At 42.1% G+C, this 12,443-nt stretch carries 5 protein-coding genes; all 5 read left to right on the forward strand.

Translation table 11 applies throughout. From position 1 onward, the window contains the following. Positions 1-1,087, forward strand: a 1,087-nt coding sequence (locus E1163_RS20635; RefSeq protein WP_155174359.1) for a PorP/SprF family type IX secretion system membrane protein, incomplete at its 5' end; no start/stop codon positions are given. Positions 1,088-1,144: 57 nt separating this feature from the next. Continuing rightward, the gene (locus E1163_RS20640; protein WP_155174360.1) at positions 1,145-1,687 is read left to right on the forward strand and encodes an SPOR domain-containing protein; all 543 of its coding nucleotides are present in this window, start codon (positions 1,145-1,147) and stop codon (positions 1,685-1,687) included. A gap of 137 nt (positions 1,688-1,824) precedes the next feature. Next, on the forward strand, positions 1,825-4,938 hold the full coding sequence (locus E1163_RS20645) for an FG-GAP-like repeat-containing protein (protein WP_221418050.1): 3,114 nt from the start codon (positions 1,825-1,827) through the stop codon (positions 4,936-4,938). A 200-nt stretch (positions 4,939-5,138) separates the two neighbouring features. Next, positions 5,139-11,321, forward strand: coding sequence for a T9SS type B sorting domain-containing protein (locus E1163_RS20650; protein ID WP_155174362.1), 6,183 nt, complete (start codon positions 5,139-5,141; stop codon positions 11,319-11,321). Positions 11,322-11,337: 16 nt separating this feature from the next. Further along, positions 11,338-12,279 carry a PorP/SprF family type IX secretion system membrane protein gene (locus E1163_RS20655; RefSeq protein ID WP_185156155.1) on the forward strand — a complete coding sequence of 314 codons (942 nt, stop codon included), beginning with the start codon at positions 11,338-11,340 and terminating at the stop codon, positions 12,277-12,279. Positions 12,280-12,443: the final 164 nt, after the last annotated feature.

Raw genomic sequence — 12,443 nt, forward strand, 5'->3', positions numbered from 1 at the left:
GGCCCCTTTTGATTATAAACAGCATGCTTATGGTCTTACCATCCGCAATTACGAACGGGGCCTGATCACCACCAACGATCTACTGGCCACCTACGCATATACTGTATATCTTACCAAGGTTTCAAAAATATCTTTTGGGCTATCTGCAGGTGTTACCAGTACAGATATTGACTTTAACCAGATTGATGATCCTGATGACCCCATTCTGGACGAATTCCTGAGAAATAATATTCAGCCCATTGCTAATTTTGGCTTTAAACTAAAAACCAAGAGTGGATTAAATCTGGGTATTACCATACCCAAACTATTTAAACCTGCCCTTTTGAATACGCAGGACTTTCAGAACTATGAATTCTCACCTTTTGATGAGGTTCTTTTCTCAACCTACTTCAAAAGACGTATTGATAAAAAAATTGTAACCAGGAGAATAAAAGGGATCCGTAGAAGAGTGGCTATAGAAGATGCCTATGCACCATTACAGATGTACCTTTTGTATCGCTATTCAAAGGTCGCAGACGAACGCATAGAGGTACTTACTACGTTACACTTGCATGAAGATTTCTGGATTGGTGGTGGCTACAGGCTTAATTACGGAGCATTCGGACTGTTAGGATTCAATATTTCCTCTTTTTCATTTGCCTACGCATACGAACCCGCCAGCAACCTCGTAGAAGGATACTCCTCAGGGACCCATGAACTTCAGTTAACCATCAACATTGGAGAAAAGAAAAAACTTGAAAGAACAAAACCTATACTCAGAACTATAGAAAAAACTGAAACACACAGAGCCAGATACTCTGCTGATGACATATCTGAGGGTGGTGGAGAAGATAAAGGTGGTGACAGACCTAAAAAGTATTATGTGGTCATTAAAACCTTCAAAGATTTTGACTCAGCCGATGCCTTTGTAAGAAGGATGAAAGAAGAAAGAGAACTCTACACCAACATCTTCTACAATAAAGTGGACAACAAGTATCATGTTTATACTTATCAGACTTTCAAATTAAAAGAAGCCAATGAGCAGAAACGTGCTCTACAGGAACTTACTAAGTATAAAAGTGTAACAATTATCGCGATTGAGCAATAACCACAACGGTTACTTTTATGACATAAATTATAATACATATCTAACTACGACCAACGAATGCTATACCTATACCAAAACACCCTTAAACTGAGTATATGTGGACTAAAGCCGTTAACCATATCTCTATTTTTTATTTTCATCGCCAGCAAATCGTTTGGCCTGGTTTCCGATATCAAAGAGGCGGCACCCCCTAAGAGCGCTTATGCCGGACAGACCATCAGTATAAAAGGACAAAATTTCACTGGAGAAAAGAATAAACCTGAAAGAACAAAACCTATACCCAGGGTTATAGAAAAAACAGCCAGATACGCTACTGATGAGCTATCTGAAGGAGGTGGAGAAGATAAAGGAAAAAACAAGCCTAAGAAGTACTATGTGGTCATTGAAACCTTCAAAGATTTTGACTCGGCAGATGCCTTTGTAAGAAGGATGAAACAAGAAAAAGAACTCGACACCAATATCTTGTACCATAAAGCCGACAACAAATATCATGTTTATACTTATGAGACTTCCAAACTAGAAGAAGCGAACGAGCAGAAAAACGTGCTACAAGAGCACACAATGTATAAAAATGTATCAATTATCGCGGTTGAGCAATAATCTCAAAGGTTACCTTATGATATGAAATAAGATACATACCTAACTACGACCAACGAATGCTATACCTATACCAAAACGCCCTTAAACTGAGTATATGTCGGCCAAAGCCGTTGATAATATCTCTATTTATTATTTTCATGGCCGGTAAATCGTTTGGCCAGATTCCCGTAATCAAAGAGGTAGCCCCAAACAGTGCATACGCAGGACAGACCATCAGTATAAAAGGACAAAATTTCAATGCATCCTCTATCGTCTCTTTCGGTGGGGCCCGGGGAAATATTGTATCCTGGTCTTCGCAGTTGATTGAAGTACAGGTACCCGCTGCTGCCACATATGACCTTATCTCTGTAACAAACCTTAGCAACAACCTTACAGGCTACAGTCCGCTGCCTTTCCTGCTGAGCTACGGCGGCCCTTCCGGCCTAACCGCGGCAGATTTTGAAGCGCAAATTGACTACAATGCCAAGTCCGGCCTCTACGATCTCTGCGTATGTGACTTTGATGGTGACGGGCTGAATGATATTATTGGTACAAACTCTAAGGATAACAGTTTTACTGTACTTAAAAATACAAGTACGGTTGGTGCCATTAGTTTTACTGCAACCCACCCTGCTATTGGTGCCCCTACTCTAAATATAAAATGCGGTGATCTCGATGGGGACGGCAAGCCTGAAGCGGTTTTATCTGAAGGTGGTACCGGCACCAGGATTTTTATACTGGACAATAACTCTACGGTGGGCAATATTTCATTCACTTTAGATACCAGAGTCATCCCTGCTAATTCCACTAAAAGAATTGAGATCCATGATCTTGACCTTGATGGCAGGCCTGAAATTATTGTAGCAGATCAGGCCTCAAGTAAAATTTCTGTTCTTAAGAATACCTCAAGCGGAAGTACATTAAATTTTGCAGCCCCGGTGGACATTCCTATACCCAACGGGGACGTCAGTGGGGGTATTGTGGTCAATGATTTTAATATTGACCTTAAACCTGACATCATTACCAACAACTTCCTAAAGGATGGCAAACTATTTTTCTCTGAAAACAACAGTACTACCGGTAACTTACAATTGAGCACATTCCATTTTACCGATATCGGGGGCACACTGGCCAATCTTAAATCCGCTGATTTCAACAATGACAAAAAACTTGAGCTTTTAGCCACCCGCTATCTTAGCAATGATATAGCGATCATGCCCAACCAGTCTACCAAGGGGAGCAGTCTGACTTTCGGAAGTGCTACATCGGTAGGTACAGCGCAAGTACCCTGGGGTTTGGATATTGGCGATCTTGATGGGGACTCAAAAGCAGATATTCTTGTAGCAACGCTTGGTAGCAATAAAGCATTGACTGTTTTAAATAACAACAGTTCAGGTTCACCATCTTTTCAAAAATTAGACCTGGGTGTTACATATATCAACCGAAATGTCAGGTCTGGAGATATCGACGGGGACGGGAAGCCTGATATAATTTTCACCAGTGTTGACGACGATAATAATGGGATTCCTGCATCTAAAATCTCTGTCATCAGGAATGCCAACTGTATAAAGCCGGTTATAGATCCTCCGGGACCAATGACAGTGTGTACTGGCACCCCCCTAAAACTTGAAACTCAGGAGGTGGCCGGAGCCACATACACATGGTATAGGGATGGTACTCCCCTACCCGATACAGACCCGTTTATCAATGTCACCGTCTCAGGATCTTATACAGTATTGCTTGATGAGGCTGGCTCATGTTCGGAAACCTCGGATCCGGTATCTGTTACTGTACAGGCACCTGGCACTATTGGCTCCCCTACTATAAATGACCCGGGCCCTGTGTGTATTGGAGGAACTTTGAGTCTGAGTGCTACGGTCATAGCTGGTTTAACTTATCAGTGGGAAGGCCCCGAAGGATTTGCTGAGACAGGAAACCCTGTTACTCTTCCTGACTTTAGATTCATTAATACGGGCATTTATTATCTCCATGTTTATTCCGGCACATGTCTTCTGGAGACCAAACAAATCACTATAGATGCGGTGGAAGCTCCAGACTTTTTTATTGGAGGAGGCACGGGATCAAGCTATTGTGAAGGTGATAATGTTACCCTTACTATTTCACCTACCTCTGGAAGCTATACTTATCAGTGGTTTAAGAATAACACATTAATAAGTGGAGCAACATCTGCTTCATATACTGCTAGTTCCTCGGGCGCTTATAAAGCAACCGTTAAATATGATGTATCTTGTCCTGCTGTAGGAACTGATCCTGTTAATTTATCCTTTTTCGCTGCTCCTCAGGCTCAATTCGATGGACCAACCGCTGCGTGCGCCAGTCAGAGTGTAAGTTTTACCAATCAATCGACAGTAGCATCAGGGGCAACAGCTCAATATAAGTGGGAGTTTGGTGACGGCACCTCTTCGTTGTCCAAAAATCCTTCTCCACATGTTTATCAGGAAGGAACATATACCGTTACACTAACCGTTGGCTATATTGGATTAAGCTGTGAAGATATTACTACCAAGTCCATTACTGTTAAGTCAGGACTAAGCCCTGAGATAAGTGCAACCACCGATGTACTTTGTGCCGGTGAAAGTGCTGAGTTAAGTATTTCTCAAAGCTTCGATACTTATGCCTGGAGTACTGGCGAAACAACACCATCCATTTCGGTTGATCAGGCCGGTACTTACTCTGTTACAGTATCAGATGCTACCGGGTGTGAAGGTAGTGCTAATATCACCTTAAAAGCTTTTCCAGATCCTGAAGTGACCATAACGGCAGACCGGCTAAGCGTAGCCCCTGGAGAAACCGTACAACTGGAAGCCTCCGGCCTTCAAAACTATAGCTGGAGTCCGGCAGAACCTTTGGATGACGCCACTATTCCGAATCCAACCGCTACAATTAAGGAAACAACCGAATTTATAGTAAGTGGTCAGGATGCCAATGGCTGTACGGGAGAGTCATCCATCACCATTTTTAGTCAGACTGATCTTATTGGGAACCTCATTAAACCTAAGAATTTTTTCTCTCCCAATACCAGCGACAACATCAATTCTGTATGGTTGATAGAAAAAATTGAGCAATTTCCTCAATGTGGGGTTACCATTGTCGACCAAACGGGAAATATACTATTGGAAGAGAAACCTTACCTGAATAATTGGGATGGAACTGTGCAAGGGCAAGAGCTTCCCAGCGGAGTTTATTACTATGTAATTAAGTGTGATGATGATGAAATTGTTAAATCGGGCAGCATAACCTTACTTCGGTAAAACATGCAAGAAAAATAAATATTGACCTAAGAACCTTAAAATCAGTCAGTTTTATAGTAGAACCACATATAACTTTATAAATTTTCTTACAGGTAGAGTTACCTTTTTTGAAGATGGGTTATATAAAATAAGAATTAAATGCTTATTTGCGGGTTGTTCTATAGATTGGCTGATCTAAGTGAAGAATAAACGCTACCTATATGATTAAGTTTAAGTTCCTTTTTTCAGCTCTATTCCTGCTAGCAGTAGTTGCTGCGAACGCTCAGGAAATTTGTGATGATGGTATAGACAACGATGGAGACGGTTTTATAGACTGTTTTGACCCTGACTGTACCGGCAATTCCAGTTGTGATGGTTTTTATATTGGCCAGGATGTGCAGTGCGAAGCTATCCCCAATGAATTCCCGTCCTTTTCGTTAACCCTTGATTTTGCCTCTCCCAACAAAACTGCCAACCATATCGGTCGGATAGCAGTCGGTGATTTGGATGCCGATGGCATACCTGAGATTGTGGCTCAAAACAAGTACACAGACAAACTTTTTGTTCTTAATGGAAATGACGGTACAGTTAAGTACGAGACAACAGTTGACAGTTGGCTCGAACCTGAGTGGAGAGTATTGGTAGGTAATGTTGAAGGAGACAATTGTGCCGAGATTTACACCATTCTCTATGACTGGACCGGTAGCAGGCACGAATATTATATCGTAGCTTACGACTGCCAACTTAATGAGCTTTGGAGATCTGAATACAGAGAAAGGGATCCTGTTCACATGAGTTTGGCAGATTTTGATGGTGACGGACAGGTGGAGCTTTTCTATAAAGATGAAATCAGGGATGCCAGAACAGGCACCCGCCTGGTAGCAGGCAACCATACAAGTTGGAACGGCATGAACGGAGGCCCCGTTGCCGTAGATATATTAGGTGATGGTAACCTGGAGTTAGTTTCCGGATTAAACATTTATCAGGTCAATCTTGGCTCACGAACCCAGGATGCAGGCTCATTGACCCTACTAAAGAAAAGAAACGAGTACAAAATAAAAAGAGCTGAAAACACAACCAGTATTGCTGACTACAACCAGGATGGCTTCCTGGATGTAATCGCTACCGGTAAGGACAACGCGGGGATTACAACAGTATTTTTCTGGGATGTAAAAAATGACGTCTTAAAAACTTACTCAGACCCAATTCCCTATGTCAGCGAAAACAACCTCACTTGTGCAGCATCATCAGGTACTGACAGCTATGCTAAGGGATGGATAAATGGTACAGGACGCTTAAACATCGGAGACCTTGATGGTGATGGCAACCTGAATGTTTCTTATGTTTCCGGTAGATTTTTGTATGCATTAGACCATAATTTCAACCTTCTGTGGCGCATTAATGTAAATGAAGAAACTTCCGGCTACACTGGCTGTACATTATTTGACTTCAACGGTGACGGAAAAACTGAAGTAGTTTACCGTGACGAGCAATGGCTTTATATAATTAACGGTATAGATGGTAGTATTTACACTCAGATCCGTTGTATTTCACGAACAAGCGTGGAATACCCTATAGTTGCCGATGTGGATGCTGATGGTTCTACAGAACTTTGTTTGGTTTGTGGAACATCAGATGTAGATGCATGGGACAATTTCTGTAACCTTTCTTACTCTGAAAACTCCCAGGTTAGGGTTTTCAAATCAGGAGGAGAACCCTGGGTGCCTGCAAGAAGACTTTGGAATCAGCATGGTTACTTTAACGTAAACGTCAACGACGACCTTACCATACCTGCTCACCAGCAGAAACACCACCTGGTATGGTCAGAAGGAACTTGTACTCAAGGCCCTAACAGACCCCTTAACAACTTCCTTAACCAGTCTCCATTCTTAAGCTCAGAAGGATGCCCAACGTATCCATCTCCAGATTTAACATTTGTTGATAACAGTTTAAGCATTGTCAACCCTCAATGTCCCGAGCTTGATTTCCAGGTATCATTCCAAATGACCAATAACGGAGATGTTGATATTACCGGTGATGTACCTATTTCATTTTACAATGGAAACCCTCTGCAGGCCGGAGCTATAAAGCTGGCAACTGTATCCGTTACACTAAATCACCTTAAGGTTGGAGAAATTGTTTCTATCAATGAAACAATTACAGGACCAGGAAGTGAATTTCCACTTTATATTGTATTAAGTGATAATGGCACAACACTACCAACACCTATAAGCATGCCAAATACCAACTTCCTCGAGTGTGACTATAATAATAACATACTCAACGGCTTGGTTTCTCCGCTTCCTTTTGCACTTTCAACAGAAAAAACTGATAATATATTCTGCGTAGGAAGCACTGTTCCGGCTAACGGCTCAGCCAGTGCTTACAGATTGATCGGAACAGTAAAAAACACAACAGATTACAAATTTAGCTGGTTCAATGGAACTGATGCTACAGGTACCCCTGATTTTACAGGGCCTATCTACTCTGGTTTAGCAGCAGGTACATATTCTGTATATGCAACACATAAAACAGCATCTTGTAATTCTGATACCGTTCAGGTACAGATAGTTGATATCCCTGAGGATTTCTCTGTAGATGTTCAGGTGAAAAATGACAATAACAATTGTATTATACCTAATGGTGTATTGAAGGCTGTAATCACTGATGGTGGTTCCTCAAATGACTATACCTATAAGTGGGTAACTGGTAGCACCGGGGACCCCATAACACTTCCTGCTATTAGCGTTAGCCACACCGCCACCAATCTGGCCCCTGGAGATTACCGAGTTCTAGTAACCAGTAAACTCAGTGGTTGTAGCCGTGTTGCTCCAGGCTCAGTAGGTGATGAAACTTCTAAGCCTGTTGTTTCAGCCTCCAAAGTGGATATCTTATGTTCAAATGCTAATTCCGGAGAAGTAAGTGCCAATGTCGGCGGTAATGTGACAAGCTATACTTTTGCATGGTTCAAAGGAAGTAACGTTAAGCCTACAGCAGATTTTACCGGCGCAAATGTTACCGGCTTGGCTCAAGGCAGTTATACTGTAGTTGCTACCGATATAAATTCTAAGTGTAAGTCTGATCCTGTAACGGTAACTATCAACCAGACAACACCTCCGGTAATTACCAATACCAGCAGTACAGATATGACTTCATGTGATCCTACGTTGCCTAATGGAAGTGTTACTGCAACATTCCCGGGTAGTGTATCAAACTATACTATTGAGTGGTTTGCAGGTCAGAACACGAGTTCTGCAGTAATAGGTTCCACTGCAACAGTTAACGGACTGGATCAAGGTACTTACACTGTTAAATTGACTGAGAACAGCACGGGTTGTTTTGTAACTGCTGAGGCAACTGTTGGACATAATATTGTTATACCTAATTTGTCTTTGGTGAAGACAGACGTTACACTTTGTCAACCGTTCAATGGAACCATTACAGCAAGTGTGAGCACTGGATCACTTAGTGACTATACTTTCTCATGGTATAACGGAAATAATGTAAAAGCTACACCGGATTATAGTGAGACCGGCAATACATTAACCCAATTAGGAGCAGGTACATACACAGTCGAAGCTTTTAATAACACTACCAATTGTGTGGCTTCTGCCAAATCAATAACCATTCTGGCTCCTGTAACTGAGATCCAGTTAGATGATGCTGCTTCTTCTTTCCCTGCGGATTGTAATGCTACGAGTGGTGTATTGAAGGTAGATGTTACGCCTTCTACAGACCTTTACAATATAGACTGGTATGAAGGAAACGTAAACCCTTTTACATCAACACCATTCCTGACGCATACCAACGTTAATACTTCTACAGCGAGTAATCTGACCAGTGGGAACTATACAGTACTAGCTACCAACGTTACAACCGGTTGCCAGGAGGTAGAAGTTTTCTATATGCCATTGGCTACAGGACACGAACTGCATTTGATCACCCAGGCTTCTTCAACAACATGTAACGACAATAACGGATCTTTAGAAGTTGAGTTAACTCCTACTAATCTTGCAGGGTTTGACGAAGCTGACTATGAAATAGATCTTTACATTGGAAGTTCTGTCGCTTCCGGTACCCCTGACTTCTCAATAGCAGGTGTATCAGGACAGACTAATTATACATTCACAGGACTAGCGAGTGGTGATTACGCTGTGACTGCCACACCAACAAACCCTGCAATTGCAGTGTGCGATGACCCTGTGGTGTTGCTTACTATTGACATGGAAGTTGAGTATCCGGAAATTGCGGCTATAACTCAAAATGCCAATACTTTCTGTGATAATCTTGGAGGTACTCCAAATGGAGAAATAGAAGTGGAAATCGATGGAGGTGCAAGTCCTGCCAATTACATTATTGAGTGGTTTACAGGACAGGATACTTCTACTCCTCTTAGTGCTGCCAATATAGCAGGAGTTAATAATGAGAGGGCTATCAATCTGGCTGCAGGTTACTACACGGTAAGAGTAACTGATAATACTACTTATCTAACCTGTTCATCTACTAGAACATTCCAGATATTGAATGATCGCCCTACTGTAAGTGTACCTGCAGCAGGGTTGGATATTACGAATGTTATAAGTTGTGCACCGAGCAATGGCAGTCAGGTAATCGTAACTGACATTATGGAAGATGGTGTCTCCGTAGGTACTGCTAACTATTCTTTTGAGTGGTACGATGCCAGTAATAACATTTTGCCAAATGCCGGCACTCCCAATACAACAAACCAGATCAATGATCTTACTGCAGGCAGCTATTATGTAAAGGCAATAAGCACCTTAAGTGCCTGTCAGACAACACTGATCGAATTCACTATTGACGATGCTACGATTGGAGACCCTTCAGTAGACCTGATCAGTTTCCAAAACCCAACAAAGTGTTTACAACCAGCCAATTTACTTGGTGAATTACATGTAAGCGCCAGTGGTGCCGGAGGTGGTTTTACTTATGCATGGACTTATCCTGACGGCACTTTAGCTTCAGGAGCAGATCAGGTAAATCTGGTTGATGCAGGAACATATACCGTAGTTGTCACAAACACCACAACTTTATGTTTTACAACAGAGACTTACACATTAGTTGAAGAAGAGTACCCAGTAAACCTTTCGACATCCGCATCCCCTGTCACTACGTGTGATCCTGGAGATGATGGAGTTGTATTTGGTACGGTTATGACCTCTCCAAACAACTATACATACACCTGGACAGCTCCTTCCCCTGACAATTCCACATTTGTTGGACGAGAGTGGTCGGGTCGTGCTTTAGATGGCACCTATTCCTTAACGGCTGTTGACAATGCTGACGCAAGTTGTATAGCAACTGGTACAGCCACCATAGACATCGAACAGGAAATGCCTGTAGTTACTGCCGTAGCTAAAGGCGCTGTAACAGTATGTGACCTCACAAAAGCAGACGGTTCAGCTATTGCAACAGTTAACGGTTCATATGTTGGTTATACTTTCGAATGGTATGATGCCAGTGGATCTGCTACACCAGTATATGTTGGGCCAGAGTTCTTTGGTATGGAGCCAGGAACCTACGAAGTAGTGGCCATTGACAACATTACAAAATGTAGTGATACGCAGGAGGTGATCATTGAAGAGAATATCACTACCATGCCAGACCCTACTATTGAAGTAATGTCGCATGTAACCAATTGTGAAACTCAGGATGACGGGGCACTATCTGTATCTGTAAATGGTAATACTCAGGATTACATCTTCTATTGGTTCGTAGGCCAGCAGGTGACTACTGATACCGCCCACGTAGGGGAAGTATGGAGTAATCTGACTGTTGGAGAATACACTGTAATAGCCAAGAGCAGAATTACTGGTTGTATATCCAACCCTGATACTGAAGCGATTCTTGGAGAGTTTGTTTATCCTGAATTTGAATTTGTAGTAGGAAATGCAAGCTGTGGTCAGGAAACAGGCTTTGCCAGATTAATTCTTACCAATAGTGTGGAAATAGATAGCATTACATGGACACTTTCAGGATCTGATAAGGTGATTGCCTATGGACCAAACCTTTCTCCGGCATATGCAGGTGTGTACACTGTAACAGCTACCACTGCAAAAGGATGTTCTGTATCCGAGGATGTTGAAATACTTACAGAGATCAATCCTTATAACGGTATATCAAGAAATGGAGATGCTTCCAATGATTATTTCAGAATAGATTGTATAGACAAATATCCTGATAACCTTGTGAAGATTTTTAACAGGGCGGGTACCCAGGTATATGAAGCCGAAGGCTATGACAACGAAACAACCTTCTTTGATGGAGTTTCTAATAAAGGAATTAGCGTAATTGGTACTAATTTACCAGATGGTACTTATTTTTACGTCATCGATAAGAGAGATGGTTCTAAGCCGACGGCCGGATATCTTGAAATCGTTAATTAAACTTTTTAACCTGACCATGAAAATTTTAAAGACTAGTTTAGTCGTTGTCTTACTCGCTTTGTTATGGAATACATCCCAGGCTCAGCAGTATCCGGTTTACTCGCAGTACCTGTTCAATGGCCTTGTTATAAACCCTGCCTACGCGGGGAGCCATGTACAGTTCAGTGCAACTGCCATGTACCGAAACCAGTGGGTAAACTTTGACGGAGCTCCAAAAACACTATCGTTCAGTGCACACAGTGCGCTGGCAAAAAACAAAGTAGGTGTCGGACTCCTGATCACAAATGATGAAATCGGTAGCTATTCGAACCAAAGTATGTTTGGTAGTTATGCGTTTATTATAAAGTCTCCTGTAGGTACCCTGGCTATGGGCCTACAGGCTGGCTTCAATCTGACGTCAGCCGATTTCAGCAATTTGAATTTAGATGATCCCAATGATGCGTCTTTTGCAAACATCGAAAGCCGGTTTAAACCAAATTTCGGAGCAGGCGTTTATTTTCACAATGACCTTCTGTTCGCCGGTCTATCTGTACCCTTCCTGTTGAACAACAAAGTATCCGGGGGAGTAGAGCAATTGGCCAGTGAAATTTCTGAAGCTCGTTATTATTATCTGCATGGAGGAATGGTACTGCCGCTTAACAGGGCGAAGACAGTGCAGTTCAACCCTGCAATGCTTATCCAGGCACAGGAGGGTTCACCACTAAGGATCGATATCAATGCGGGTTTTATCTTTCATGAAGTGTTCAGTGTAGGTGCATCCTACAGAAATATTGATGCTATTATTACCTACATTGACCTGAAGCTGAGTGAGCAGTTCCATTTCGGTTATTCTTATGACTGGACTACCTCTGACATCAATCAGTTCTCACAAGGAACCCATGAATTTATGCTAAACTATAGGTTCAGAATAAGAAAGATCCATGGAAATGTCGAATGCCCAAGTTTGTTAAAATTCTGATATAGAATACATCGATATAGAGTATTAATGGCCGGGAATTTTCCGGCCATTTTTATTTGTATAAGTGGGACTGAGAAGGATCCTTCTCAGATACATTGAGCTTTTTTAACATGTACTCCGTCCTCCCCTTGGTCTGTCCCCTGACAGACCTTTTAAATCACATC

Source organism: Fulvivirga kasyanovii (genome assembly GCF_009711405.1).
Classification (GTDB): Bacteria; Bacteroidota; Bacteroidia; order Cytophagales; family Cyclobacteriaceae; genus Fulvivirga; species Fulvivirga kasyanovii.